General features: G+C 38.8%; 28 protein-coding genes. 23 read left to right on the forward strand and 5 right to left on the reverse strand.

All coding sequences use genetic code 11. The features are described 5' to 3' along the window. Positions 1-98 precede the first annotated feature (98 nt). The 9 genes from AC4NPH_RS15435 to AC4NPH_RS15475 all read left to right on the forward strand — a co-directional run bounded on the left by AC4NPH_RS15435 (position 99) and on the right by AC4NPH_RS15475 (position 10,070). Positions 99-1,568, forward strand: a complete 1,470-nt coding sequence (locus tag AC4NPH_RS15435) for an NAD(P)/FAD-dependent oxidoreductase (RefSeq protein WP_029323946.1) — start codon at positions 99-101, stop codon at positions 1,566-1,568. A 532-nt stretch (positions 1,569-2,100) separates the two neighbouring features. Further along, entirely contained in the window at positions 2,101-3,336 is a 1,236-nt protein-coding gene (locus tag AC4NPH_RS15440) for a dicarboxylate/amino acid:cation symporter (RefSeq protein ID WP_013058732.1), read from the forward strand. Positions 3,337-3,444: 108 nt separating this feature from the next. Continuing rightward, on the forward strand, positions 3,445-4,794 hold the full coding sequence (locus tag AC4NPH_RS15445) for an aspartate aminotransferase family protein (protein ID WP_029323944.1): 1,350 nt from the start codon (positions 3,445-3,447) through the stop codon (positions 4,792-4,794). Beyond that, positions 4,795-5,496 carry a CoA transferase subunit A gene (locus AC4NPH_RS15450; protein WP_013058730.1) on the forward strand — a complete coding sequence of 234 codons (702 nt, stop codon included), beginning with the start codon at positions 4,795-4,797 and terminating at the stop codon, positions 5,494-5,496. After that, complete coding sequence (locus AC4NPH_RS15455) at positions 5,481-6,143, forward strand: 3-oxoacid CoA-transferase subunit B (protein WP_098598634.1); 663 nt, start codon at positions 5,481-5,483, stop codon at positions 6,141-6,143. The genes AC4NPH_RS15450 and AC4NPH_RS15455 overlap by 16 nt, the downstream gene beginning before the upstream one ends. Before the next feature lie 13 nt (positions 6,144-6,156). Then, complete coding sequence (locus AC4NPH_RS15460; protein WP_013058728.1) at positions 6,157-7,422, forward strand: peptidase; 1,266 nt, start codon at positions 6,157-6,159, stop codon at positions 7,420-7,422. Positions 7,423-7,448: 26 nt separating this feature from the next. Then, positions 7,449-8,297 (forward strand): putative beta-lysine N-acetyltransferase, encoded by an 849-nt coding sequence (gene ablB, locus AC4NPH_RS15465; protein WP_098314791.1) that lies wholly within the window; start codon positions 7,449-7,451, stop codon positions 8,295-8,297. Positions 8,298-8,364: 67 nt separating this feature from the next. Next, entirely contained in the window at positions 8,365-9,777 is a 1,413-nt protein-coding gene (gene kamA, locus AC4NPH_RS15470; RefSeq protein ID WP_057273905.1) for a lysine 2,3-aminomutase, read from the forward strand. Between the two features lie 14 nt (positions 9,778-9,791). After that, positions 9,792-10,070 (forward strand): YokU family protein, encoded by a 279-nt coding sequence (locus AC4NPH_RS15475; RefSeq protein ID WP_013058725.1) that lies wholly within the window; start codon positions 9,792-9,794, stop codon positions 10,068-10,070. 35 nt (positions 10,071-10,105) lie between these two features. Here the strand turns inward: AC4NPH_RS15475 and dat are convergent, their stop codons facing one another. Continuing rightward, a complete protein-coding gene (gene dat / locus AC4NPH_RS15480) occupies positions 10,106-10,951 on the reverse strand; it encodes a D-amino-acid transaminase (protein ID WP_013084681.1) in 846 nt (281 codons plus the stop codon). 121 nt (positions 10,952-11,072) lie between these two features. Continuing rightward, entirely contained in the window at positions 11,073-12,110 is a 1,038-nt protein-coding gene (locus AC4NPH_RS15485; RefSeq protein ID WP_013058723.1) for an acyltransferase family protein, read from the reverse strand. 408 nt (positions 12,111-12,518) lie between these two features. Here AC4NPH_RS15485 and AC4NPH_RS15490 point away from each other — a divergent pair, with 408 nt between their 5' ends. From AC4NPH_RS15490 to AC4NPH_RS15500, 3 genes are all read left to right on the forward strand, one after another. After that, the gene (locus tag AC4NPH_RS15490) at positions 12,519-12,734 is read left to right on the forward strand and encodes a YozE family protein (protein ID WP_013058722.1); all 216 of its coding nucleotides are present in this window, start codon (positions 12,519-12,521) and stop codon (positions 12,732-12,734) included. Between the two features lie 202 nt (positions 12,735-12,936). Then, entirely contained in the window at positions 12,937-13,623 is a 687-nt protein-coding gene (yodN, locus tag AC4NPH_RS15495; RefSeq protein ID WP_013058721.1) for a germination protein YodN, read from the forward strand. 265 nt (positions 13,624-13,888) lie between these two features. Then, on the forward strand, positions 13,889-14,059 hold the full coding sequence (locus AC4NPH_RS15500; RefSeq protein WP_013058720.1) for a YozD family protein: 171 nt from the start codon (positions 13,889-13,891) through the stop codon (positions 14,057-14,059). 58 nt (positions 14,060-14,117) lie between these two features. Here AC4NPH_RS15500 and AC4NPH_RS15505 read toward each other — a convergent pair whose 3' ends face one another. Then, positions 14,118-15,179, reverse strand: coding sequence for a DUF2515 family protein (locus AC4NPH_RS15505; protein WP_491938802.1), 1,062 nt, complete (start codon positions 15,177-15,179; stop codon positions 14,118-14,120). A gap of 117 nt (positions 15,180-15,296) precedes the next feature. Here AC4NPH_RS15505 and AC4NPH_RS15510 point away from each other — a divergent pair, with 117 nt between their 5' ends. The 5 genes from AC4NPH_RS15510 to AC4NPH_RS15530 all read left to right on the forward strand — a co-directional run bounded on the left by AC4NPH_RS15510 (position 15,297) and on the right by AC4NPH_RS15530 (position 18,580). Then, complete coding sequence (locus AC4NPH_RS15510; protein ID WP_078082119.1) at positions 15,297-15,551, forward strand: hypothetical protein; 255 nt, start codon at positions 15,297-15,299, stop codon at positions 15,549-15,551. Between the two features lie 3 nt (positions 15,552-15,554). Beyond that, positions 15,555-16,391 carry a serine/threonine protein kinase gene (locus AC4NPH_RS15515; RefSeq protein ID WP_491938803.1) on the forward strand — a complete coding sequence of 279 codons (837 nt, stop codon included), beginning with the start codon at positions 15,555-15,557 and terminating at the stop codon, positions 16,389-16,391. Continuing rightward, the gene (locus AC4NPH_RS15520) at positions 16,378-17,148 is read left to right on the forward strand and encodes a sporulation protein (RefSeq protein ID WP_029323933.1); all 771 of its coding nucleotides are present in this window, start codon (positions 16,378-16,380) and stop codon (positions 17,146-17,148) included. Before AC4NPH_RS15515 ends, AC4NPH_RS15520 begins: the two co-directional genes overlap by 14 nt. Positions 17,149-17,383: 235 nt before the next feature. Next, complete coding sequence (locus AC4NPH_RS15525; RefSeq protein ID WP_013058714.1) at positions 17,384-18,010, forward strand: phosphatase PAP2 family protein; 627 nt, start codon at positions 17,384-17,386, stop codon at positions 18,008-18,010. A gap of 246 nt (positions 18,011-18,256) precedes the next feature. Further along, on the forward strand, positions 18,257-18,580 hold the full coding sequence (locus AC4NPH_RS15530) for a hypothetical protein (protein WP_013058713.1): 324 nt from the start codon (positions 18,257-18,259) through the stop codon (positions 18,578-18,580). A 51-nt stretch (positions 18,581-18,631) separates the two neighbouring features. On the opposite strand, the gene AC4NPH_RS15535 is transcribed toward AC4NPH_RS15530, so the two are convergent. Beyond that, a complete protein-coding gene (locus tag AC4NPH_RS15535) occupies positions 18,632-18,784 on the reverse strand; it encodes a hypothetical protein (protein WP_013058712.1) in 153 nt (50 codons plus the stop codon). 194 nt (positions 18,785-18,978) lie between these two features. On the opposite strand from AC4NPH_RS15535, the gene deoD reads away from it, so the two are divergent. Both deoD and AC4NPH_RS15545 read left to right on the forward strand, forming a co-directional pair. Then, positions 18,979-19,683, forward strand: coding sequence for a purine-nucleoside phosphorylase (gene deoD / locus AC4NPH_RS15540; RefSeq protein ID WP_013058711.1), 705 nt, complete (start codon positions 18,979-18,981; stop codon positions 19,681-19,683). Positions 19,684-19,902: 219 nt separating this feature from the next. Then, positions 19,903-21,351, forward strand: coding sequence for a SulP family inorganic anion transporter (locus AC4NPH_RS15545; protein WP_491938804.1), 1,449 nt, complete (start codon positions 19,903-19,905; stop codon positions 21,349-21,351). 243 nt (positions 21,352-21,594) lie between these two features. On the opposite strand, the gene AC4NPH_RS15550 is transcribed toward AC4NPH_RS15545, so the two are convergent. Continuing rightward, positions 21,595-22,761, reverse strand: coding sequence for an FtsW/RodA/SpoVE family cell cycle protein (locus tag AC4NPH_RS15550; protein ID WP_029323930.1), 1,167 nt, complete (start codon positions 22,759-22,761; stop codon positions 21,595-21,597). A 689-nt stretch (positions 22,762-23,450) separates the two neighbouring features. Between AC4NPH_RS15550 and AC4NPH_RS15555 the strand changes: the two genes are divergently transcribed. The 4 genes from AC4NPH_RS15555 (at position 23,451) to AC4NPH_RS15570 (ending at position 26,127) form a co-directional block, all read left to right on the forward strand. Then, positions 23,451-23,996, forward strand: a complete 546-nt coding sequence (locus tag AC4NPH_RS15555; protein ID WP_013058708.1) for a hypothetical protein — start codon at positions 23,451-23,453, stop codon at positions 23,994-23,996. Between the two features lie 159 nt (positions 23,997-24,155). Then, the gene (locus tag AC4NPH_RS15560; protein ID WP_029323927.1) at positions 24,156-24,608 is read left to right on the forward strand and encodes a hypothetical protein; all 453 of its coding nucleotides are present in this window, start codon (positions 24,156-24,158) and stop codon (positions 24,606-24,608) included. A 140-nt stretch (positions 24,609-24,748) separates the two neighbouring features. Next, complete coding sequence (locus tag AC4NPH_RS15565; protein WP_013058706.1) at positions 24,749-25,375, forward strand: FMN-dependent NADH-azoreductase; 627 nt, start codon at positions 24,749-24,751, stop codon at positions 25,373-25,375. A gap of 254 nt (positions 25,376-25,629) precedes the next feature. Next, positions 25,630-26,127, forward strand: a complete 498-nt coding sequence (locus tag AC4NPH_RS15570; RefSeq protein WP_013084668.1) for a PTS sugar transporter subunit IIA — start codon at positions 25,630-25,632, stop codon at positions 26,125-26,127. Positions 26,128-26,135 lie beyond the last annotated feature (8 nt).

The following is a 26,135-nucleotide window of genomic DNA, read 5'->3' on the forward strand; positions in this document are numbered from 1 at the left end:
AAATGGCTAGAAAATAACCGAATTATAATAAAAAAAGAAAATTCGGTCAATAACTTTTATCTTTTACCCAAAGAAAAAAGATGATGGGAGAATGTACAATGAACTCAAATTATGATGTTATTGTGGTAGGGGCAGGACCCGCTGGGATTTTTACTTGCTATGAGTTAACGTTAAAATTACCGGAAGCAACTATTTTATTAATCGATAAAGGACACGATATCTATCGACGTAATTGTCCGATTCTTCAGAAAAAAATTGAAAAATGTCCGCCTGCGGTTGGCAAAAAAGAGTTTGCTGGCTGTTTGCCTGCTTGTTCTATCACAAATGGTTTCGGTGGAGCCGGCGCATATTCAGACGGGAAGTTTAATATCACCAGTGAATTTGGAGGCTGGATGACGGATTATCTGTCTGAATCACAGGTGGTAGATTTAATTAAATATGTGGATGAAATTAATTTAAAACACGGAGCAACCGATACGATTACGGATCCGTTAACTGATAAAGTTCGTGAAATTGAAAAACGCGGATACGCAGCAGGATTAAAGCTATTACGTGCCCAGGTGCGTCATTTAGGAACAGAGCAAAATTTAGAAATTTTAAAAAGCATTTATGAATACTTAAAAGAAAAAATTGATATGCAGTATAAAACGGAAGTAGACGATTTAATAACAGAAAAAGAAGATGGTCAGCATATCGTGCGCGGTATCGAATTGAAGAATGGTGAAAGAATTACGGCTGATAAAGTGGTTGTTTCACCAGGTCGAGACGGCTCGAAGTGGATGAGTGACTTACTAAAAAAACGTCGTTTAAAAATGATTAACAATCAAGTGGACATCGGCGTTCGAGTCGAAACATCCAACGTTGTTATGGAAGAAATCAACAAGCACTTGTACGAAGGGAAATTCATTTACAATACGTCTGTAGGTACAAGAGTCAGAACGTTCTGCAGCAATCCTTCAGGACATGTGGTAGTAGAGAATCATTCAGGTATTATGTTAGCAAATGGACACGCATACAAAGATCCGAAGCTTGGAAGTCAAAATACGAACTTTGCGCTGCTTGTTTCCCATAAATTTTCGGATCCATTTGATCAGCCGAATGAATATGCGCACGAAGTATCAAGGTTAGCTAATATGCTGTCAAACGGGGGTTTAGTTGTTCAAAAGTATGGAGATATTTTAAAGGGCCGTCGTTCAACAGCGACTCGAATTAAAGAAGGCTTTTTAGAACCAACGTTAAAAGAAGCTGTACCTGGTGACTTGGGCTTAGTGCTTCCTTACAATACGATGAAAAGCTTAATTGAAATGACAGAAGCACTGGATCACGTAACGCCTGGATTAGCATCTGAACATACGCTATTTTACGGTGTGGAAGCGAAATTTTACTCCGCCCGTCCGAAGTTAAACGATAAGTTTGAAACTGAAATTTCTGGTTTATACGTGGGAGGAGACGGAGCTGGTATTACGCGAGGGCTCGCGCAGGCAAGTGCGTGCGGTGTGTGGGTAGCGCGTGACATTGTTGAAAAATTAAAGAATCGCAAAGCAAGTTCTGAACCTGTTACTGTATAAAAAAAAGAGGCCGTCACGGCCTCTTTTTTTTTATGTGTTAAATAACGAGAGCGAATAAGTAAAAAGTAAAGAACTTGTACCGCTCCAACTCCGATAGTTTTATATGATAATTACCCGCTCCTTTTTTAAAAGATATTACGGAATCCATACTTCTATCGTGAGCAGAATTAAATAGAATAAGGTGAATTGATAATGTCCATTTATTTCCATCAATAAATTCAGTGAAATTTTAAGAGGGTTATATCAAGCAGTACAATAAGGATAAAATCAACAGCTGGAAAGAGTTATTTTTTGATGAGTAAAATATTTATGAAAGCAGTAAAGTACGCGGTTATTAGAATAATTATTCATATTTATGAATGGTGGTTTATGAAACCACGATATTCTCATGGTTTTTTATATAGCTGAAAAATATTAATCTGAAAATTTTTAATATATTGTATATTTTGAGTGTTACCGTTCTCAATGCATGGTAAAATAAGTATGGTAGTTAGAATCATTCTAATATAATTTATTTACGGCAGGTAAATCTATGAAGCTATCGACAAAGATCATTATCGCGCTAATTGCTGGTGCTGTTGTAGGAGTGTTGATTAATGCTTTTGCTCCAAGTGCTTTTGCTCCGCTGGACAAGTACTTGTTTACACCGCTTGGCCAAATCTTCTTAAGCTTAATTAAAATGCTTGTTGTACCAATTGTGTTTTTCTCTATCACGTTAGGCGTAGCAGGTTTAGGAGATCCTAAAAAACTAGGAAGAATCGGGGCTAAAACAGTTTCCTACTTCCTAGTTACAACAACCATTGCTATTATTATTGGTTTAATTTTAGCGTATGCAATTAAACCGGGTACGTTTGGATCTTTTGATACAAAAAACGCTTCTTTTGAAGCCGAAAAAGCACCGCCGGTTGGAGAGACATTCTTAAATATGATTCCAGTCAACCCAATTCAAGCGATGGCTGAAGGGAATATGCTTCAACTTATCGTTTTCTCTATCTTTATCGGTTTTGGTATTACGATGCTTGGAAGTAAAACAAAAGGGCTTTACAATTTACTCGAGCAAGGCAATGAATTGATGATGTATCTTGTAAATCTAGTGATGAAGTTTGCTCCTTACGGAACATTTGGGCTTCTTGCAACCGCGGTTGGAAGTCAAGGCTGGGAGGCAATTAAAGCGATGGGGCTGTACATGATTGTAGTCGTGCTCGCGCTGTTTATCCATTCGATCGTAACATATGGGGGATCAGTCGCGCTTATGGCCAGACGTAACCCTATTGAATTTTTTAAAGGTTTTGCTCCTGCGATGACAGTTGGATTCAGTACATCAAGCAGTAATGCAACGCTTCCGATTTCAATGAATGTGGCTCAAAAAAATCTTCGTGTCCCGGAGTCCATCAGCAGTTTTGTTCAGCCGTTAGGTGCTACCATTAACATGGATGGAACGGCAATTATGCAAGGTGTAGCGACTATTTTTATTGCACAAGTATACGGCGTTGACCTGTCGCTAGGTGCTCTTGTGACGGTTGTATTGACAGCGGTGCTTGCTAGTATTGGTACAGCAGGTGTGCCGGGAGTTGGTCTCATTATGCTAGCAATGGTACTGAGTTCGGTTGGACTGCCTGTAGCAGGTATCGGATTAATTATTGGAATTGATCGCTTGCTTGATATGCTTCGTACATCTGTAAATATTACGGGAGACGCTGCGTGTGCCGTTATTGTGGCTGAGTCAGAAGCAAAGCGTATCGATAAATCTGTAACGCAATCAGCTTAATAAGCGCAAAAGCTCTAGCTATATGCTAGGGCTTTTTTTATTGGCAAGAAACTCTTCGTTTCAGCATACAGTTTAATAAGAGTGTATGTTTGAAAGGAGAGTGCGGAAATGAATAAAACTCATGTAATAAAGCCGCTGCTCGACGATGACTACCCAGTTATTTCATATGGAAAAGGAATTTATTTGTACGACCAAGATGGAAAAAGGTACATAGATGCTTCGTCGGGGGCAGTTACAGCAAGTATCGGACACGGCGTAAAAGAAATTATTGATGCGATGACCGATCAGGCACAGAAAGTTGCGTTTGTATATCGGTCGCAGTTTACAAGTGACTCAACAGAAGCCTTAGCTAAGAAACTATGTGAATTAAGCAGCAATCATTTCCAGTGGAGTTTTTTTGTTAACAGCGGGACAGAAGCGACTGAAACGGCTATGAAAACGGCAATTCAGCATTTTCAAGAGCAAGGAAAGCCAACCAAAACAAAGGTTTTGTCACGGTGGATGAGCTATCACGGTATTACAATAGGAGCTCTGTCTATGTCAGGGCACGTTGGAAGACGAAAACGCTTCTCATCTTTGCTTGAAGATTATCCTTCGGTTTCACCTCCTTATTGCTATCGATGTCCGTTTCATCAAACCTATCCATCCTGTAATCTTGCTTGTGCACACGAATTGGAAACAGTTATCAAACGAACTGGCCCTGAACATATTGCTGGTTTTATTACAGAGCCCATTGTAGGAGCAGCCGGAGCAGCGCTTACACCTCCTCCCGGTTATTATGAAGTGATAAGAGAAATTTGTGATAAATATGATGTGTTATGGATTGCGGATGAAGTCATGACTGGGGTTGGGCGTACAGGCGTGATGTTTGCGTATGAGCACTGGGGAGTTAAACCAGACATCATGACGCTTGGAAAAGGAGTGGGAGCAGGATATACACCAATAGCCGTTACGTTGGCTAGCAGCAAAACGATTGAACCTATTATGAACGGATCCAAATTAATTATGAGCGGACATACGCTAAGCGCTAATCCGCTGTCATCGGCTGTAGGGCTAGCTGTTTTAACCTATATTGAAAAGCATGATCTCGTTCAAGAAGCAGCGCTGAAAGGAGACTACTTAGTAGAAAAATTGAAGAAGCTTCAGCTTCTTTATCCTATCATTGGTGATATACGCGGCAAAGGCTTACTAATTGGTCTTGAGCTTGTGCAAAATCCAAAAACGAAGGAGCCTTTTTCATCCTCGGAAAATATGACGGCACGCCTAATAAGTAAAGCCCAAAAAAATGGTCTTCTTCTTTATCCTTCACAAGCAGGAACAGACGGAGTCGAAGGAGACGGCATTATTATTGCCCCACCATTTACAATTACTCATCGTCAGCTTGATGAAACGGTCGATCTGCTTTCAAAAACATTGCATGAAGTACAAAATGAAAAACAGAGAAATGAGGTGAAATAAGTGACAAAGGTCGAAAACTCATTTCAAAAGATTACAACTGTGGAACAAGCGATTGGATATGTCGATCATGCTGCTACGCTAATGATAGGAGGGTTTGGAGGAGTAGGCAGCCCGCCTTCTCTCATTGACGGTCTGATTGAAAGCGGAAAATCAAATTTTACATTGATATGTAATGATTCAGGCTTTCCTCATATTGGCGCGGGAAAATTGGTAAGCCAAGGAAAAATTCAAAAGCTGATCGCTTCTCATATTGGGTCGAACCCAGTGGCTGGGACGCTCATGACAGAAGAAAAGCTAAAAGTTGAGTTTTCTCCTCAAGGAACGCTTGCTGAACGTATTCGAGCGGGAGGAGTTGGACTTGGAGGAATACTGGTTGATGTAGGAATAGAAAATGACATTATTCAATTTGGAAAAGAAAAAGTAGAAGTAGACGGCAAGACATTTTTAGTGGAAAAGCCGCTCACAGCCGACGTTGCTTTTGTGTATGCAAAAAAAGCCGATCCATTCGGCAACTTGCTTTATGATAAAAGCGCTCGAAACACTAATCCGTTAATGGCAATGGCAGGTCGTATAACTATCGCTGAAGTGGATGAAATTGTTCCTCTTGGCGACATTGACCCAGAGAACGTGATGACGTCAGGTGTATTTGTGGATTATATTGTTCCTTCAAAAGGAGTGAATTGGAAATGGGTTTGGGAATAGATATGCGTCATCGTATTGCAAAACGTGCTGCGGCTGAAATCAAAAACAGCATGATTGTTAATTTAGGGATTGGCATTCCCTCTCTTATTCCTAATTATGTACCAAGTACTGTTCATGTGATGTTTCATGCTGAAAACGGAATTTTAGGGTTAGGATCTTCGCCTCCTTTAGGTGAAGAAGATGAGAATGTCTGCAATGCAGCAGGCTATCCAACAACTACCGTTCAAGGGGCTTCATACTGTGACAGTGCTACAGCCTTCGCGATGATTCGAAAAGGGTACGTCGATATGACCATTCTTGGTGCGTTAGAAGTGAGTGAAAAAGGGGATTTAGCTAATTGGATTGTGCCAGGTAAGCGAGTTCCTGGGATGGGAGGAGCGATGGAATTAGCTCAAAAAGCGAAAAAAGTCATTGTGCTAATGAATCATACGAGCAAGACAGGAGAACCGAAGCTGGTTAAGACGTGCTCTTTACCTCTGACTGCTTCGGGCTGCGTGGGATTAGTTATTACAGATCGGGCGGTTTTTAAAGTGGAAAAAGATGCGCTTCTTCTAACAGAGTTAATGTCTCCTTATACCGTAGAGGATATTTTGAGTTCAACAGAAGCGACAGTTCGCCTGAGTGATCAATTGATTACGATACCATAAGGAGGACCATTACATGAACATACAGCAATCTATTCATAACTGGATGACAGAGCATCGTCAAAGTGCAGTGCGTTTACTCAAGCGTTTCGTAGAAGAAGCAAGCGTACAAGGTTCTGAAAAGCATGCGCAGGCAATTGTCATTGAACGCCTTCGACAGTTGCAGTTAGATATTGATATATGGGAACCGGACGAAAAAATACTTCGTAGCCATGAAGCTTTTGCCTCCAACCGTTCTACTTTTCGAGACAGTCCGAATGTGGTAGGCGTGTTAAAAGGGAAAGGCGGAGGGAAATCCATCATTTTGAATGGGCACATTGATGTAGTGCCACCCGGAGATCTTTCACAGTGGACGGAAGACCCTTATACGGCTGTTGTAAAAGATGGAAACTTATATGGGCGCGGAGCAACGGATATGAAAGGAGGAAATGTGTCGTTACTTTTAGCTATTCAAGCGTTGAAAGAGCTAGATATTTCACTAAAAGGAGATGTTATTTTTCAAAGCGTAGTAGAAGAGGAAAGCGGAGGTGCAGGAACACTTTCCTGCGTACTTAGAGGGTATAAAGCAGATGGTGCCATTATTCCGGAACCAACCAACATGAAGATCTTTCCTAAGCAGCAAGGCTCCATGTGGTTTCGAGTGACCGTGCATGGAGTAGCAGCACATGGAGGGACTCGGTATGAAGGCGTGAGTGCGATTGAAAAAGCGGCTGTTGTGCTTAAACATATTGAGGGTCTTGAAAAAGAGAGAAACAGTCGAATTACAGATCCGCTCTATAATAAAATTCCCATTCCCGTGCCGATTAATATCGGAAATATACAAGGAGGAACGTGGCCTTCTTCAGTCGCTGATCAAGTAATATTAGAAGGCAGGATAGGAGTTGCTCCGCATGAAAAAATGAAAAATGTCAGAGCAGAAATGAAAGCCTGGCTTGAACTTTTGCCTCAGTGTGATGAGTGGTTTGCTGAGCATCCTGTCGACCTGGAATGGTTTGGGGCCCACTGGCTTCCCGGTGAAATTGAATTGGAGCATCCGCTTATGACCTCTCTTTCGTCCTCTTTTTATCAAGTGAAACAGAAACAGCCGATCATTGAAGCATCTCCTTGGGGAACGGACGGAGGGATACTGTCACAAGTAGGGGATATTCCAACAGTTGTTTTTGGACCGGGAGTAACAGAAGTGGCCCACTTTCCGAATGAGTATATTTGTATTCAAACGATGCTTGACGCAGCAGAAATTATTGCTCTCACGGTAGCAGACTGGTGCAGTATTGCGGACTAAGCTAAAAAGGGAGAGGATACAAACAAATGGCGAAACAAGAAAATATTTGTCAACCAACCTTTGCTATGACTCTTTTTTTAGATGAATGTAACAAGCGTCTGAGAATAGATGATTACCGGGGAAATATGAACGATATTTACAGCTATATATATAAAGAAGTTGATAAGGCAACGTACGAAAAGTGGATTATAAAAGCACGTGCTGAACATCTGTTGGACTGGATGAGCTTGGGATTTTCTTTAGAAGCAACTGTTCCCTACTATTTTAACGGAAGCGACGCGTATCTTTTATGCTACTATACGTCTCAATCCCGCCGAGACAGCGGGGAGACGTTAAAAGAAACAGAGCTGCTTCAAGATGTTTTGAATTTGCCGACATCTGATTATTCTCCTTTATCAAATCAACTGATCATGCGCCGAGCCATTTCATCTGACGCTAAACAACTTTCTCAGCTCTATCGTCAAATCTTCACAGTGTATCCTACTCCCCTTTACGAAGAAGAGTATCTCTCTAGTTTGCTTCAAGAAGATAGTTTGTTTTATATCATAGTTGACAAGAACGATATCGTTAGCGCTGCTTCTGCTGAAATTGACTATGTTTATCATAATGCTGAACTAACGGATTGTGCGACTCTCCCTGCTTACCGAAAGTATGGATTCATGAAGCATTTATTAAGCGCACTAGAGGCGGAGCTAAAACAGCGGCATATTTTTTGTGCATACACAATAGCGAGAGCGCTTTCATTTGGAATGAATGCCGCTTTTCATCAGCTTGGGTATATCTATACGGGACGATTAACAAATAATTGCTACATTTATAAATCGTTAGAAGATATGAACGTATGGGGGAAGGATCTGTCAAAAAGTAAAGGGTGAGAAATAATTAACCAATTTATGGGCTGTAACATATAACAATAGTAAATCTTCATAAAGGAGCGATTGTATGTTATATGATTTATATAAGCCGTCCCGACATTGGAAAGATATTGAGTTATGGAAAGATGTTCCTGAAGAAAAATGGAATGACTGGATTTGGCAATTAACAAACACAATTCGAACGTTAGATGATTTAAAAAAGGTTATTAACTTAACTCCTGAAGAAGAAGAAGGAGTACGCATTTCAACCAAAACAATTCCGCTCAATATTACGCCTTACTATGCATCTTTAATGAATCCAGATGATCCTCGCTGCCCCGTCCGTATGCAGTCTGTTCCGGTTGGCAAAGAACTTCATAAAACAAAATACGATCTAGAAGATCCCCTAGATGAAGACGAAGATTCTCCCGTGCCAGGGTTGACTCATCGCTATCCTGATCGCGTTTTGTTCTTAGTTACCAATCAATGCTCCATGTACTGCAGATACTGTACTCGAAGAAGGTTTTCAGGACAAATCGGAATGGGCGTTCCAAAAAAGCAGTTAGATGCTGCGATTGCTTATATCGCCAAAACACCCGAAGTACGAGATGTACTCATTTCAGGCGGTGATGGCTTGCTGATTAATGACAACATTTTAGAATATATTTTGAAGAATTTACGAGCTATTCCCCATGTGGAAATTATTCGAATTGGAACAAGAGCACCCGTTGTGTTTCCGCAGCGAATAACGGAAAATTTATGTGCCATTTTAAGAAAATATCATCCAGTATGGTTAAATACTCACTTTAATACATCCATTGAAATTACGGAAGAGACAAAAAAAGCATGTGAAATGCTTGTCGATGCAGGCGTTCCAGTTGGCAATCAAGCCGTTATTTTAGCTGGGATTAATGACAGCGTAGCTATCATGAAAAAGCTTATGCACGACTTAGTGAAAATACGCGTTCGTCCTTACTATATTTATCAATGTGATTTATCAGAAGGAATTGGGCATTTCCGTGCACCTGTTTCCAAAGGGCTTGAAATTATGGAAGGGCTGCGAGGTCATACGTCTGGCTATGCTGTTCCAACGTTTGTTATTGATGCGCCAGGAGGAGGAGGAAAGATTGCGGTTCAGCCAAACTATATTATTAGTCAAAGCGCAAGTAAAGTTGTTCTGCGAAACTTTGAAGGAGTGATTACGACGTATCCGGAGCCAGAAAGCTATGTGCCTGGGCGTGCAGATGATTATTTTCGAGCTGTTTATCCAGCATCGGATACTAAAGATTCTTCCATCGGCATCTCGGGTCTTATGAATGATGCTCAATTCAACCTTGTACCGGAAGGGTTAGGGAGAGTAAAAAGACGTAAAACATATGAAAGTGACAGTGCTCACGAAAGCCTAAAAGACAAACGTGAAAAAAGAGATGAATTAAAAGATAAAAAGTTTAAAGCACAATTGAAAAAAGACGGTAAAAGCGACGATGCTCCATCATCTTAAGGAGGTCCTGTAATATGACTGTTCAATGCGCATGGTGCGAAGAAGAAAAAGCGGTAGAAACAACCAATACCGCATACTGGGAATTGCCAGACGGAACGAGAAGTATTGAAATTACTCATATGCCATGTATCAGCTGTTCAGGTTGCGGGATGTCATATCAAGAAGAAGAGATCATAGAAGAAGTGGAAACACAGCTGCTTCTTGTCGATACAAAAAAACTTGATGAATCCATTCGGTATGATGAGCTATTGAAAGTGCCAAGATTATTAAAGCGCAACTACTTTAAATTCTAAAAAGCCGCCCCTTATTTTGTAAGGGGCGGCTTTGCTTATTGATAAGCCTTTGTTCCAGCAGTGCGCAGGCTGTAGGCGTGTTTTAAAGCCACTGTAACAGGACGGAAAGTTGGAAGTTCGACTTCGTCTATTTTTGAAACGGGCAAGAGACCAACAGATGTGCTCGTAATAAAAACTTCATCAGCGTCTTTTAAAAAGGAAGGAGTCATATTTTGTTCTCGAATTTGAATGGCTTGTTCCTGCGCACATTCGAGTACGTTAGCGCGCGTAATACCGGATAGAATTTTTCTTGTGGCAGGAGTCGTGAACAAGACGTTGTCTTTTATCGCAAATACATTGCTGCTCGACCCTTCGGTTATGTATCCGTCTTTTACTAAAATAGCTTCTTTACATCCTTTAGAAGCCGCAGCTTGTTTGGCCAGAAGGTTAGGAAGTAAGTTCAATGATTTGATATAGCAATTAGCCCATCGCTCGTCTTCCAAAAGAAGCGTAGAAATGCCTTTTTCATAGGCTTCTTCAGGTGTTTGGCGAGGGTGGCGTATTGTGAGTGCTAATTGTGCAGGTACATCGGGAAATAAATGATTTCGAGGAGCAATCCCGCGCGTAACTTGAATATAAATATCAGCGTCTTTTAACGTTGATTTTTCCATTGCTTGGTGAATGATGTCCTTTAGCTCTTGTCTTGAAACCGGCAGTTCGATAAAGATTGCCTTTGCACTTCTTTCTAAGCGGTCTAAGTGACGTTCAATCGAAAACGGAACTCCTTTGTATACGCGAATAAATTCATAAACACCGTCTCCGAACTGGTGACCGCGTTCATCAATTGGAATAACAGCCTCATTAATATCTCTAAACTCTCCAGCATAATATGCTAATTCCATCTTGAAAAACTCCCTTCCTTTAGATATTAAAACGTTAACATAAAATTCAGCAAAATGAAATTATTTACTTGGTTTCTTCGAAGAAAATGAAAAAAGTCATACTCCTTTAGGAGTATGACTTTTATGAAAACGTACGTTTGAATGCTAGTGAAAATTTCTGAATGGCTTTTTTAGGTGTAACAAACTGAACAATGAGCTTGGTACCGGTGATGAACCAATCGACAATACGGCTGCCGAGAAGCATCGTTACTAAAATGGACAGGGCGATTAAGACGATAATACCCCATGATGTTGGCTCTAGACTTTTTGAGAAGTCAGTTGTAAAGAACCATTTTAAAATGAAGCCGTGCAATAAATACACGTATAGGGATCGCTGTCCAATGCTTGTTAAAGCAAAACCGCGCGTTGGAATTAAAGCCATAAAGGCAAAAGATACAAGAAAAGCAATTCCATAGTGAGAAACGCGCATTAAAAATTCGGCCACATTGTCGTACGTGTTCGTTCCATACAGCATATCTGTGTAAGCCGTGTCGTCTAAGAAAGAATAGCTTCCGATTAATGTCACTAGTAATACGATGGATGCAATGATTCGATTTCGCGCTGTCAAAAGATTTGTAAAAGGCTCTTGTCGCTGTGACAAATAGTAGCCTAAAAGGAAAAACGGGAAGAAGACAAACATTCGGCTAATGCTTAGAATTTTATCAAATCCGTCAATATCAATGAAGCCCATTGCAAGTCCAAGCGAAATAGAGACAGTTAAGCTAATCCACATCGGGAATTTCGCAAAGAAAGGAAGCATTAATTTCCAAAAAATTAAGCTCAGTAGAAACCACATTGCCCATCTAGGAACCAAATATTGAAGCGTGTACGTTTCATCTGTATAAAGCACACTATAATAAAGGGTATAGATAGTTTGGAAAGCTAAGTAAGGAAGAGCCACCTTTGTAAATATTTTTTTGTAATAGCCTTTTTTATGAAAATTTTTTGAGAAATAACCTGCTAGTAAAATAAAGACAGGCATATGGAAAATAAAGATAAAGTGATAAATGGACAGCATTCCGCTGCTATCTGTTCGGTACGGAGAAATCATGTGTCCAAATACAACTAAAAAAATTAATACAAATTTAGCATTATCAAAGTAAGCATTTCGAGTATTCATAGTATTATTTTTCCTCAACATATGCTGATGTAAACCTCCCACCAACAAGATTTATTTAAATGGCGATTATTGTTAGAATAACCTTTCACTACGGAATTAAAACATGAATTCTTCTTTTTTGCAATTACATAAAGGCTTGAGAAACCTGTCGAATCAACGCTTTTGTTATAAAAACGATGTGTTTTTGTTACAAATGTCTTTTTGAAAAAAGAAAAATATTGATATAACAATATTTATTCGTTACGCTAATAGTGAAATTTGTTTTGCAACTGTAACATGAATTTAATATTTTTTGTCCGGTAAACCACTTATATTGCAGTGTTCGACATCTACATATCACAGAAGAAAGTTGTAGATTTCTTGAAAAAATGATAGAAAAGATACACATACCGCTGGAGGGGGAGTACGATGAAATCCTTTTATCACTATATAATGAAATTCCGATCAAATAAAAAACATGATCGAATGGGAGAGTTTGCGCGAAGTGCTTATGATGATCACAGCTTCCCGAAATCTTCAACAGATTATGACGAACTGAGTTCTTATTTAGAGCTCAACGGACATTATTTATCAAGTATGACCGTATTTGATGAAGCATGGGAGCTTTATCAAAATAATGCGTGAGAAATAAAAAAGCAGGCTGATGGATATCCATCAGCCTGCTTTTTTATTTTCTTTAGCTCATGCAATAAGCAGGGGTAAAAATGATAGAGGGCAATAGATAATAAAGGCTTGGTTCTAAAGATGTTATACTTCCCCTTTTTTAGTTACTGCATATAATATTGTAACTTTTCAGTAGGTGTATGTTTACTAAGGAGGTGCGACGATGGCAGGGAAGAAAAAACCTAAATACGGAATTGGTGAAACAGTCGTTGTAACAATATACGGGACCGTTGGCACTATTACCGATATAAAAGTAATGGATGGGATTTTTGTATACGAAATCAACCATAGTGAAGGTCTTTTTTTAGAAGATACAATTGAGCTTCTAGAAGAATATGAAGGTCAAATATTAGTACAGGAAAGAGTAGAGCTTGAATATAAATTTTTCTTCGGCGATATCGTCCAGGTTTTTAATTATGGAAAAGAGTTATTTAAAATCATTGGTATTCGAACAGAAATATGGCGTTATAAAGAGGATTCATGGGAAGATATTGTCTATGAATTGTCACGTGTAACAGATGGAGAATGGCTTGAGGCTAGTGAAGAAGAACTCATTCTCGTAACTCCTCATGAGGAAACAGAAAATTATGCTCAAAGTGTTGATATGTTGTATTTAGGTAAAGAAATTAAAAAGACGGAGTTGCTACCAAAGATGAAAAAACAAAACGGTTCTGAAAAAGAAGAAGTGAGGTTAACTAAAGAAAAGCATGAGATTATAAACGGTCTTTTAGATGTGTACAATGATTATAAATTTTTGTATGAGCTTTTTGAAGATGAAGAATACGCTGAAGTCATGAACTTAGTGCTGAAACATTTAAAAAAGATAGCAAAATCCGAACAAGGAAAATAGCAGGTAGATGCCTAATAAATAAAAGATAGCCGAGATAGATCATCACATCTCTCTTAGCTATCTTTTATTGTGTATACGGCGATGGTAATGAAAAAAGAATGGGGATAATTACCTTTCTATTTAAACTGCTGAAATTTTAGACATACTATTGCTGAATTGTTCATAAATGTGTATAAGGTAAAACTTCAAGCAGAAGATGGAGTGAACCTATTTTTAAGAAAAATAAGGTACGCTAATCCGTTCAAACGGGATAAGGAGTGATATTGTGAAAGAAATCGAAGTGGTCATTGATACGGAAGAAATTGCGGAGTTCTTTTACAATGAACTAGTCAAGCGAGGCTATGTTCCCGCTGAAGAAGAGCTAGGCGAATTAGCGGATATAACTTTTGATTATCTCATTGATAAATGTATTATTGATGAGCAAGATGAAGAATAAAAAGATAGATACATCTGTAACGACGGGGAAACTCGTCGTTTTGTTTATGAGACAGCGGCTATGAAAAAGGGTTAGCAGCTTTAATAGCGGATTGCACTTTTATATGATGCTGAATGGGAATTTTTTTAACTGAAGAAGCGGGAATAGACTCAAGGAGAGAAAATATGCTTTCGTCTTCAAACCACTCTTCTTTTCTTAAAAAAAGGTGTACGCGGTCTCCCCAGCTCATATTTAAAGTCGGGCTATACAGCTTTTTGGAATGAGTTCGATTCTTTGTAAATATATCCGTATTATAATCGCTTCGAGACCCTGTGTGGGGGTGTTTAAGGCTAAATGTATAGATAGAATCATGCAAGTTTGAATAAAAAAGAAGAACGTATAAAGTTTTTCCCACTTCAATCCGTTTTAAGACAGACTCGAAATGATACACTTTTGTTCCACATAAATCAATGTTATTACCTGAATAATAGGGAAAGACGATTTGAGTCATACCGAGAAAGTTTTGAGTGTGAAACTGCCAAGAGTGAAGAACATCCCGCTGAAACTCTTTTTTAAAGAGAACATTTTTTTCGATATGATACTGTTCGTTCACAATCAGGGCTATTGATAAGAGCGTTTTGTTTCTATGCTGCCAAAAGTCATTCCAAACAGTTTTCATAAAAAAAGATATGTGAAAAGCGGGTAGTAAATGAAACAGATTGCTGTTTTGCTCTTTGCTTTTTTCATAGAGTAACAGCTGAGCGTAAGCATCATGAAAAATGGCGGAATTGGAATGTTCTAAAAACAAGAAGTACGCGTGCTGTTTTTCTGGAGAAAGCAGGGATTTTATTAAGGTAGTGGAGAGATCTGTCATGTAATAGCCGCCGTTCCGTGAAACCAAGTGTGCTAAAAAAGCCCAGTGAATTTCGGGGTGTTTTTGATAATAGTCTAAATAAGCTTGGGTACGTGTAACATTGTTTTGATTAGCTTTTTTTACTCTTTTTCGAATCTCTTGAATCAATTTTACGTCTTCTCCGATAAAAGACAGCGGGAGGGTAGCAGGAGGTTTGAGCTGCATCATCTGCTGCAGGCGAAGAACATCCTCCAATTTAATGAGAGAATTTGTGTTAGTAGAAGTCATGTTAAGCCTCCTTTGAAACGTTTAACTATATAAAAAAAGGGTAAGGGATTTTTTGAAACCTTTATAACATTTCGTACGTATAAAGGGTAACAAATGTTAAGAAAAGAGGTTTTCTTTATGTTCAGAAAAATTTTTGAATCATTAACTGGATCTAAACATCGACGCTACAGCAGCAGCGATCGACACTATCGACGTCCTCGTCACTACAGCAGCAGTGATCAGCATTACAGACGTCCTCGTCACCATAGCAGCAGTAGCGATTATAAACGAAGCAAATATTATGACAGCCACAGTCATTCAAAATATGGCCACCACCACTACAAGCGCAAACGTAAAAGTGGAAGCTTCTTCTCAAGCTTTTTCTCAAGTTGATTTATGATGAAAAATCGAATGTTCAAACACCTTCATCGCTGGTTAGTTGACCGCCCTTTTAAAAAAGGAAAAGTCATTTGCGGGCGCTATGAAATCATAAATGTACTGGGAATGGGAAGCTATGGTATAACATATGTTGCTAACGATATTGTGCAACAAAAAGAGGTAGTAGTAAAACAGCTCCGTAAAACAAAGCAGCGCACGTCTCAGGGGCTGAAGTCTTATCATTATGAAGCGAAACTGCTGTCTCAATTAAATCATCCTCAAATTCCTTCACTGTATGAAGCTATCGAAACAGATGAAGGCTGTTTCTTAGTGATGGAATTGATTCAAGGGAAAACGTTTGAAGGTTTAATTTTTGAAGAGAAGTGCGTGTATACGGAAGAACAAGCGCTTGACATTTTACTTAATATTCTAGACGTAGTTTCTGCTATTCATGAGCAAGGAATCATTCACCGTGATCTTCGTATTCCAAATATTATTGATGTTAACGGAACCATCTATGTTATTGACTTTGGTCTTGCTAGATTTTTAGGGGACCATGAAGAAACAAGCACCCTTATAGAAGAACAGCAGTTTATGAGACAAACATCCGCTGCAAGCGATATCTATGCACTTGGTCATTTTCTTTTATTTTTATTATACTCTGGTTATGAGCCGACGGAAAAACAAGAAAGAAGCTGGGAACAAGAGCTAAGTTTGTCGACACCTATTAAGATCATCATTCAAAAAATGCTGAGAGCAGATGAATCGTATGAAAGCATTAAAAGTTTACAAAAAGATATTTATGACTATATAAATAGTAAGAACTCAGGGAGGGGAAAGTATGGCGCTATTTAATAAAGCGTTAGCCCGCATTGGAATTGGTGCAGCGCGAGTGGACGCTAAGCTTGTCAATGATGAATTTCGTGCTGGTGAAAAGATTGAAGGGATTGTTGAAGTGTACGGAGGCAATGTTGAGCAGAAAATTGACAGCATCTATCTGCGTCTATTCACAACTTATGTAAAAGAAAGAGACGATAAAAAATACAAGCAGGATATTGAGCTCAATACGTTTAAGATTAACGACCCGTTCACGATTCAACCAGCTGAAACGAAATCTATTCCTTTTACCTTTCAGCTGCCTGATGATACGCCTGTTACATTAGGGAGAACCCGGGTTTGGGTGGCGACGAGCCTCGATATTAAAGATGCCGTTGATCCGTCAGATATTGATCATGTAAAAGTGCTTCCTAACCTTATGGTAACAAGCGCAATTGAAGCTATGGAACAGCTTGGCTTTCGCTTGCGCCAAGTCGAGTGCGAAGAAGCCCCTCGCCGGATGAGAAAAAGACTTCCTTTTGTTCAAGAATTTGAATTTGTTCCAAGCGGTGGATTGTACGCTGGGAAAGTAGATGAAATTGAAATCATCGTACAGCCGAGCGGCTTACATGACTACGATTTATTTATAGAAGTAGATCGACGTGCCAGAGGGTTTGGCGGCTTTCTATCTGAAATGCTGGATGCAGATGAGTCGCTCGTTCATGTTCATGTTTCTGAAAAAGAAATTCCTCAGTTAAAAAATATATTAACCAATATTATTTCACGCTATAGCTAACGTGCATAGCTCTCCTTTATTTTTCGTATATTAAAGACAGTAAAAAGAAAGGAGAGAGGTATATGCCGCAATCAAAGCAAACGAAAAAAATAAATGCAAAAGAGGAATTTTCGGCTGAATTTGTCGTTCATCAAGCTCCTAAGCCGGAAGACTATATTCAGCTAAAACGTGTGAATAAGTAAAGCATGTAGAACGCTACATGCTTTTTCTTTTAATAGGTTGGAGGAAATAAAAAATGGTAAATCGCACTACAAAATATTCTCTATTTATTGTATCGCTTTTAGCTTTCTTTTTACTCATTTTATTTACGTTTAATACACCTTGGGTGAAACAGCTTGACTTTAATGTACTTCATACCATTGAAGGATGGAGGACGGACACGTTAACACCCATCATCATATTTATAACAACCGTAGGATCTTGGTATGTCACTGCGCCAATATGGTTTGCAATTATAGTATTTCTTCTTTATAAACGAAAAGGGTTGCTCGCTTTATATATCACGCTCGTTTTTTGGGGAGTTCGCGCTTTAAATTGGGGATTGAAGGAGATTTTTGCAAGACCAAGACCTGATTGGAGTCAAGTCGTTCCCGCCTCTCACTATAGTTTTCCGAGCGGACATGCCATGAACTCAATGGCGTTTTACAGCGGAGTACTTTTGTTAATATGGATGTATACAAGAAGCAGGGCTGTTAAAACGGCAGCTGCATGCGTAATAGCTATTGTTATTTTATTAATTGGATTTAGCCGTTTGTATTTAGGCGTACACTTTTTAACGGATATACTAGCAGGATATTGTTTAGGACTTGCTTGGTCCTTAGGAGTCTATCTCCTTTCTAAACGCCTATATAACCAAAAATAGGAGCAATGGTTACATTTTTTTCGTTAATATTTCATTTTGTTTAAGTAGGCCTATTGATTCATCCATTCAAAAACAACTAATGATAAAATGGGAAACAAATATTTTATGTACATGTTTAATAAGAAAAAACTAGTAATTTCGACAAAAAACGTTTTAATTCGATAAAGGATTTTCGGATTTTATCACTAATTATATAAGAATACATGACGTAAAAGAGTAAATACTTGCTTTTGGGTGGAGGGAAGAATGTTGAGTGTGTGGACCACAATAAAAAAACAATTTAATATTAGCACAGAATATGATGTAACCATTATGCAAACAGAAGAAAAAGGCGAAAAGCGCGGATATAAGCCTGTCCATCGTCTAACGATTACAGCATTCGATCATCAAGACGCAGCAACACAAGTATTTCAAATGTTTAATATTGCTGATAATTTGCCAAAAGATTGTGATGCGAGGTTTATCAGCACAGGCGATATTTTGTTAATTGATGAAGGTACTCGAGGAAAGTATTACTACAAGCTATGGACAGACGGCTGGCAAAAAGTGAACCGCCTGCACGTACGCTAAACATAAGGTAAAAGCGACCTATCTGGCCGCTTTTTATTTATATGTTGACCCTTAGTAATCACGAGTATGATGGCCAGGGCCATTTTTTCGGTTTGTTGCTGAATATTCATCTCCATGGGCTTCATGTTCTGCTATAATTGCTTCTTTTGGAATATGATTATTCTTTTTAGGCGAATTAATTCGATTGCGATGTTTTTTCCCCATACATATCACCTCAGCTAACGTTAGTAAATCCCTTGCGCTATTAGCGTACCCTTATATAAAAAGACATACTACGCCATTTTTTGGGCTGTATGTCTTTTTATTTTTGACGCATAATGTTAGAAGTAAATAGACAAGCAAGGGATACAATATGGTATAGTGAAAGCGTAAGATTTTTTACATATAGGAGGTACGAAATGAGCGTACATATTGGGGCAAAACAAGGTGATATTGCAGAAACGATTTTACTTCCAGGTGATCCACTTCGTGCAAAATACATTGCAGAAACGTTTTTAGAAGATGTAACTTGCTATAACGAAGTGCGCGGTATGCTTGGATTCACAGGAACATATAAAGGAAAGCGCGTTTCTGTTCAAGGAACAGGAATGGGTGTACCATCAATTGCTATTTATGTAAATGAACTAATGAATGAATATGGTGTTCAAAACCTAATTCGCGTTGGTACATGCGGAGCAATTCAAAAAGATGTAAAAGTACGTGACGTTATTTTAGCCATGTCTTCGTCAAGTGATTCACAAATGAACCGCGTTAAATTTGGTCCTATTGACTATGCACCGACAGCTAACTTTGATTTATTAAAGCGCGCTTACGATGCAGGTGTTGAAAAAGGCCTTCAGTTAAAAGTAGGAAGTGTATTTACATCTGATCAATTTTACAATGAAGACGGCCAGCTAGAAAAATTGGCAGCTCACGGCGTATTGGCAGTTGAAATGGAAACAACGGCTTTGTATACCCTAGCCGCTAAATACGGCCGTAATGCTTTATCGGTTTTAACAGTAAGTGATCACATTTTTACTGGTGAAGAAACAACGTCAGAAGAGCGTCAAACGACGTTTAACGATATGATTGTTGTTGCGCTTGAAGCAGCAATTAATGAATGAACATAATTTCATTTCGTTTATTTGCTGAATGGCAGCGAAATGCTGCGGCGTAACAAATAAAAAGGCGAGAAGCAATCAAGCTTCTCGCCTTTTTATTTGTGAAAATTAATTGTTTCCAAACGGGAAATTGTATGGTACGATTTGATACGTTAAAAACGGCTTTGATTTTCGTGAAAGTCGAAAATCGTATAAAAAATTCATAAGAGGTGATCAACCATCATGATGGCAAGTATTAAACAGCAGTGGTTTTCAAACGTTCGAGCAGATATTTTGTCTGGGATGACAGTTGCTCTTGCGCTTATTCCAGAAGCCCTTGCTTTTTCCATTATCGCCGGTGTCGATCCCATGGTTGGCCTGTATGCATCTTTTTGTATGGCAATTGTGATTGCTTTTACAGGCGGAAGACCAGCTATGATTTCAGCTGCAACAGGAGCAATGTCTTTATTGATGATTGACTTAGTCAAAGATCACGGCATTGAGTATTTATTTGCAGCTACTGTTTTAACCGGAATTATTCAAATTTTACTTGGTGTTTTGAAAGTAGGAAGGTTTTTATCATTTCTTCCTCAAACAGTTATGATTGGATTTGTAAATGCGCTAGGTATTTTAATTTTTACAGCACAGCTTCCCCATTTTCAAGGAGCAAATTGGATGATGTACGCAATGGTAGCCGGAACGCTGCTCATCGTCTATTTGTTTCCGCTCATGACCAAAGCAATACCATCTCCGCTTGTTGCCATTGTCTTGATGACGATTGTAGCGATTGTCTTTCATTTAGATTTAAAAACGGTAGGAGATATGGGGAATATTACGCGTTCGCTTCCGGTTCTTCACTTTCCAAAGGTTGATTTATCAGTGGAGACACTGCTTATCATTTTACCTTATTCGCTTCCTTTAGCGATTGTAGGCCTACTTGAATCTATGCTAACGGCAACGGTGCTGGACGAAATTACAGATACGCCTTCGAATAAAAATAAAGAAGCGCGCGGTCAAGGCATCGCTAATATTGTAACAGGTTTCTTTGGAGGAATGGCTGGCTGTGCCATGATTGGACAATCTATGATTAATGTAAAATCAGGGGGACGTGGAAGGCTATCTACCTTAGTGGCCGGAGTCTTTTTATTGTTCTTAATTATGGTGCTTGGCGATGTTGTTAAACAGATTCCAATGGCTGCTCTTGTAGGCGTTATGTTTATGGTAGCTGCCGGTACATTTGATTGGCAGTCCCTTAAAGACTTAACGAAATATCCACTATCGGATGCCATTGTAATGGTTGTTACGGTGGTTATCGTATTGTTTGCACATAACTTAGCATTAGGAGTAATGGTAGGTATTGTTTTAAGTACGATTGTATTTGGCTGGAAGATGGCTAAAATCAAAACAACTTCACAAACAGAAGGCAATATGAAGCAATACAGGGTTTCAGGGCAATTATTTTTTGCTACTATCAGCTTCTTCATGGATGAATTTCAGTATGAAACAGACCCGGATACCATCATTATTGATTTTAGTTCTTCTCATATATGGGATCAATCGGCCGTGATCGGCATCTCAAAAATTATCGATAAATATGAGCGATTGAATAAAAAGGTTATTGTAAAAGGATTAAATGAAGACAGTAAAAAAATTGTAAGGCAAATTGGCATAACGTCGCTGTCGAACAAATAAAAGGTGTGCAGTAGCACACCTTTTTTACTTGTTTCGTTTTAGTAGCTGTATGAGCCAGGTGGAAAAAGAAGTTGTAGATGAGGGTACGGATGTCTGTTTTAACAAAATAGCATAGGCTTTGCGCCGATATTGGTAATCAAGCATGCATATCCACTCCTTTTAAAACAGGATTTGGAAACGTTTTCTTCGTTGTAGCATGCTTAATAGGGAGATAAAAGAAAAAAGAGAGACCATCGTCTCTCTTTAATCATTTCCAAACATATAGCGTTTATGATGCCATGAGATTCCAAACATCAGACCCATTGCAAACATGTTCCCCATCAGTGAACTACCTCCATATGAAATAAAAGGAAGTGGAATTCCGGTAATAGGCAAGACTTGAATGGTCATACCGATATTTTGAAATACGTGGAACGTAAGCATTGAAATAACGCCTACACATAAGTAAGAATTGAATTCATTTTTTGTTTCAAGGCCTAGCTTGATCAAGTAATAAACGAGTACGAAGAAAAGACTAATAACAATGCTGGCGCCTATAAAGCCAAACTCTTCTCCAATAACCGCAAAAATAAAGTCGGTCTGTCCCTCTGGCAAATAGACAACTCCATTTCCGATTCCTTTACCGTTTACCATTCCTGATCCAATTGCATCTAACGATTTCTTTAAATGATAGCCCTCTCCCGAACTATATGACTCAGGATCAAGCCAAGAATAAATACGTCCAAATTGGTATTGCTTAACCCCTAGATACTTTTCTAATAGGTTAGGTGCATAAACAACAAGTCCCAAAATGACAGAACCAACCGCCGTAATACCTAAAAATGCAGGCGCGATGATTTTCCAGCTTACGCCTGAAACAAATACAAGTCCGATCGTGATTGCTAAGAACACAAGAGCGGTACCTAAGTCAGGCTGCTGCATAATTAATAATAAAGGTAAAGCAAGTACAGCACCCAGTTTACCAAGCAGTAAAAAGTCTTCTCTTACTGTCCGGATACGATATTTTTCATTGTGTTTAACAATGACCGTACTCAGTGTGATAATCAAAAACACTTTCATAAACTCTGATGGCTGTAACGAAAAGCCGGGAAGTGTGAACCAACTTTTTGCCCCGTTAATTTCTCTGGCAATGCTTGACGGAGCCACTAGTAAAAGAAGTAATAAAAAGTTCCCAAATCCATAAAAAACCCACGTTAGCTTTTGAAGCTGATCGGAGTCAAAACGCATGATAAACCCTATAATCACCATTCCGATTATATAAAACACAACTTGTTGCGCTACGAAGTTCTTATCATACTGCCCAATTTTTTCAGCACTATGGATTGCCACAACGCTTACGCAAAACAATAGGAAGATTAGGAAAGCCAAGTTCCAGTCAAATCTACTAACATTTCTTTGATTTTCACCCATATTATTCACCTGTCACTATTAAATCTCATTCTTTCTTTATGATAAAAGAAAAATGCTGGTTTTTAATGCAAAGTCGATTAATGAAGAGTCGCACTAACCCCACTTTGCAGTTTTTGCTTTGAATATAGACTTGCTAAAAGTAAGAAAAGATATGTCGCAAGCTGCGTTACCATACAGCCTTTTATTATACATGAATTATTCTATAACATAAATAGGAGAAATGATAACAATTTCTTTTTTTCTAAAAACTCTATTTGCAGGGATTTATTCAATTCATCTTCTTTATCTCCTTAAAGGTTAATATGAAAACATATTATAGGAATTCATCTTTTTTTGCACGTGAAAAGATAAAGAAACGTGTATATATATAACGAAAGAAAGGGCAAATAGTTTCATATGAACGACTGAAAAATTCTAAACTGCGAGGACTAAATCTAGCAAGCTATACATATGAATAATAGTAAAGATAAGAGAAAGTGCTCTATACTATCTTTTTCTACATGCAGACATTCAACTTCTTAGCACTCCCACGAGTAAACAGTTGAGACAAGAATACAGTTATATTCTACTTTCTTGCTGATGAACGAATGTATAGAAGGTATACGGATAGATTAACGAATAAGAGACACAGGATATTAGGAAAATAATAGATAGAGATTAATAGAATCATAACGTAGAGAGGTGTGTTTATGATTATAGGGGCAAGTGTGATAGCATTTTTATTATTATGGTGGACAATTTTTTATAGCGGGCGCTACTATCATTATGTTTCAGAGCCTGTTGGCAAAAGAATTTCCCTTCACGTAGGAATACATGTCACCTTAGTGGTGGGAGTGAATGCATGTCTCTGGCTTGAGCAGCCGCTGCTTTTTTCTAGCATTTTAGCAGGGTGTGCAGGACTAGGAGCTGGATGGTTTGTAGGGATTCCTTTTTCGGTAAAAAGTATTTTAAGCGGAATAATGGGGGGCATAGGAACAGGTGTTAGTTTTTATATCTCTATGAGCATGTGGATGGATCAATTTAACTGGCTATCTTTTTTATTGATAGGAACGAGCGTTATTTTTAGCGGAAGCTCGTTATTTCAAGTGTTAAAATCGATTCCGTCATTTGAAAAGGTACTGGTAAAAATGTGGGTTCAACATCCTTTTCTAATAGCTCCTATTTTGATTACCGTATTTTGGCTGTATAATTTTATTGAAAAATATTTCCCGCAAGCAGATCCAACACGCAAGTAGTTTCCGTGTTGGATTTATTATTTCCTCCGGTAAGGCTCCCCTTTGAGCTCATCAAGTTTGACACGTACAATTAGTCTATAGAAGGTAAAAGTAGACATTCACCTATCTTCATTATGATGCATATTGTAACGTAGCAAGCATTATAAAGGGGGAGTGCGTATGTATCCATATCAATACGATCCACGTTTTCAAAATTTGTTTCCACCTGGAGGAGGTCAAGGGTTTCCATCGTTTCCACCTGGAGGAGGCCAAGGATTTCCGCCACCGCCACCTGGAGGAGGAGGTCAAGGGTTTCCACCGCCACCACCTGGAGGAGGGGGCCAAGGGTTTCCCCCGCAGGGAGGAGCGCAGCCGCCTTCAAGTCCACCGCCAGCTTTTACACCTACACCAAAGCTAGGTTCAGGAGGTCCATCGCTTTATGCTGTTGATCCAGGCGCTATTTCAGGATGCTTATACCGATATACCTATATATGGCCGAGAAATGGTCGACCTTACTGGTTTTACCCAACCTTTGTAGGCAGACGCTCAGTTGCAGGATATCGCTGGACAGGATCTTTCTGGGTGTATGCTGGGGTAGATGTAAATCAAATTCGAGAATTTCAATGTGTATAAAACTCCGCTTGCGGAGTTTTTTTGTGCGAAAAGGTTGACGCATAAAAAATGGCGTTATATAATAAATCTCGAATTAAAGATAATTTGTTTAGTAATATCTCGAACTAATGATAATAGACACTTTTTAGGAGATGACATTTATGGCAAATGTATTATATGTAAAAGTAAATCCGCAGGTTGATGAAGCATCATTTTCAACTCGTTTAGCACAGGTTTTCTTAGATGAGTATAAAACAGCAAACCCGACTGATACAGTGACAACGCTTGATCTGTATAAAGAAACAGTTCCATTCATTGATGGAGATGTTTTAGCGGCATGGGGAAAAGCTGGAGCTGGTGAAGAATTATCAACCGTTGAATTAGAAAAAGTAACGCGTATGGGTGAATTAGTAGAGCAGTTTTTACAAGCTGACAAAGTTATTTTCTCAGCTCCAATGTGGAACTTAAGCTTCCCTCCACTAATGAAAGCATATATTGATAACATTTTAATTGCAGGAAAAACGTTTAAATATACTGAAAATGGTCCAGTAGGATTAGCTTCAGATAAAAAAGTAGTATTACTAGAAGCTCGTGGAGGAGTGTATTCAGAAGGCCCTGCGGCAGAGCTAGAATTTACTCAAAGCTATTTACGTACAGTGATGAGCTTTATTGGTGTTCAAGATTTCCAACTGGTTGTTGCAGAAGGCATGGCTTACACACCAGCAGAAGCAGACAATATTCTAGCAAAAGCATCTGAAAAAGCAAAAGAAGTTGCATCAACGTTCTAATGTCAAAAGCCCTTTAAAAGGGCTTTTTTTAGGTTTAAAATTCAATATCCCGCCTTCGGAAAATATGTAAAGGGTTACATAAAATGCAGCGTAGAGAACGTACTTCTTATAAAAACGATTATACATTTTTATTTACAAGACAAAAAAAGCATGGTTAAATAATGACCATGTTAACGTAACATCGGGATAGGGGAAGTTTTTCTGCAGAATCATTGGGGTATGCTACAAGTACAATCTAAAAAAGGGTGATTGAGATGTTTAAAAAATTATTTGGTAATAAGACAAAATCAAAAGAAACAACCGTTCTAGCTCCGCTTTCAGGTAATATCCTGCCAATAAGCGAAGTGCCAGATCCAGTGTTCGCACAGAAGATGATGGGAGACGGTTTTGCAATCGAACCTTCAGAAGGACAAGTTGTTTCACCTGTTGCTGGGGAAGTCGTTCAGCTTTTCCATACAAAACACGCGGTAGGCTTAAAAACAGAAGCCGGTACGGAAGTATTAATACATATCGGCCTTGAAACAGTGGCGATGGAAGGCGAAGGATTCGAAGCTCACGTGGCACAAGGTGACAAAGTAAGTGTAGGAACACCTCTTATCACATTTGATTTAGCGCTTATTCAAGAAAAAGCGAAAAGCATTATCACACCAATCGTTATTACAAACAGTGATGCAAGTGAAAGTTTCGAAATTTTGGCTCAAGGGACGGTTCAAAAAGGCGAAACGGCTTGTGCAAAAGTAACGATGAAGTAATAAGCAAG

It is taken from the genome of Priestia sp. MDV22-iso46 (assembly GCF_058629175.1).

Coding starts and splice junctions, on each gene's coding strand:
- AC4NPH_RS15435 (WP_029323946.1), top strand. CDS start 99: ATGAACTCAAATTATGATGTTATTGTGGTAGGGGCAGGACCCGCTGGG.
- AC4NPH_RS15440 (WP_013058732.1), top strand. CDS start 2,101: ATGAAGCTATCGACAAAGATCATTATCGCGCTAATTGCTGGTGCTGTT.
- AC4NPH_RS15445 (WP_029323944.1), top strand. CDS start 3,445: ATGAATAAAACTCATGTAATAAAGCCGCTGCTCGACGATGACTACCCA.
- AC4NPH_RS15455 (WP_098598634.1), top strand. CDS start 5,481: ATGGGTTTGGGAATAGATATGCGTCATCGTATTGCAAAACGTGCTGCG.
- AC4NPH_RS15460 (WP_013058728.1), top strand. CDS start 6,157: ATGAACATACAGCAATCTATTCATAACTGGATGACAGAGCATCGTCAA.
- ablB (WP_098314791.1), top strand. CDS start 7,449: ATGGCGAAACAAGAAAATATTTGTCAACCAACCTTTGCTATGACTCTT.
- kamA (WP_057273905.1), top strand. CDS start 8,365: ATGTTATATGATTTATATAAGCCGTCCCGACATTGGAAAGATATTGAG.
- AC4NPH_RS15475 (WP_013058725.1), top strand. CDS start 9,792: ATGACTGTTCAATGCGCATGGTGCGAAGAAGAAAAAGCGGTAGAAACA.
- dat (WP_013084681.1), bottom strand. CDS start 10,951: ATGGAATTAGCATATTATGCTGGAGAGTTTAGAGATATTAATGAGGCT.
- AC4NPH_RS15485 (WP_013058723.1), bottom strand. CDS start 12,110: ATGAATACTCGAAATGCTTACTTTGATAATGCTAAATTTGTATTAATT.
- AC4NPH_RS15490 (WP_013058722.1), top strand. CDS start 12,519: ATGAAATCCTTTTATCACTATATAATGAAATTCCGATCAAATAAAAAA.
- yodN (WP_013058721.1), top strand. CDS start 12,937: ATGGCAGGGAAGAAAAAACCTAAATACGGAATTGGTGAAACAGTCGTT.
- AC4NPH_RS15505 (WP_491938802.1), bottom strand. CDS start 15,179: ATGACTTCTACTAACACAAATTCTCTCATTAAATTGGAGGATGTTCTT.
- AC4NPH_RS15510 (WP_078082119.1), top strand. CDS start 15,297: ATGTTCAGAAAAATTTTTGAATCATTAACTGGATCTAAACATCGACGC.
- AC4NPH_RS15515 (WP_491938803.1), top strand. CDS start 15,555: ATGATGAAAAATCGAATGTTCAAACACCTTCATCGCTGGTTAGTTGAC.
- AC4NPH_RS15520 (WP_029323933.1), top strand. CDS start 16,378: ATGGCGCTATTTAATAAAGCGTTAGCCCGCATTGGAATTGGTGCAGCG.
- AC4NPH_RS15525 (WP_013058714.1), top strand. CDS start 17,384: ATGGTAAATCGCACTACAAAATATTCTCTATTTATTGTATCGCTTTTA.
- AC4NPH_RS15530 (WP_013058713.1), top strand. CDS start 18,257: ATGTTGAGTGTGTGGACCACAATAAAAAAACAATTTAATATTAGCACA.
- AC4NPH_RS15535 (WP_013058712.1), bottom strand. CDS start 18,784: ATGGGGAAAAAACATCGCAATCGAATTAATTCGCCTAAAAAGAATAAT.
- deoD (WP_013058711.1), top strand. CDS start 18,979: ATGAGCGTACATATTGGGGCAAAACAAGGTGATATTGCAGAAACGATT.
- AC4NPH_RS15545 (WP_491938804.1), top strand. CDS start 19,903: ATGATGGCAAGTATTAAACAGCAGTGGTTTTCAAACGTTCGAGCAGAT.
- AC4NPH_RS15550 (WP_029323930.1), bottom strand. CDS start 22,761: ATGGGTGAAAATCAAAGAAATGTTAGTAGATTTGACTGGAACTTGGCT.
- AC4NPH_RS15555 (WP_013058708.1), top strand. CDS start 23,451: ATGATTATAGGGGCAAGTGTGATAGCATTTTTATTATTATGGTGGACA.
- AC4NPH_RS15560 (WP_029323927.1), top strand. CDS start 24,156: ATGTATCCATATCAATACGATCCACGTTTTCAAAATTTGTTTCCACCT.
- AC4NPH_RS15565 (WP_013058706.1), top strand. CDS start 24,749: ATGGCAAATGTATTATATGTAAAAGTAAATCCGCAGGTTGATGAAGCA.
- AC4NPH_RS15570 (WP_013084668.1), top strand. CDS start 25,630: ATGTTTAAAAAATTATTTGGTAATAAGACAAAATCAAAAGAAACAACC.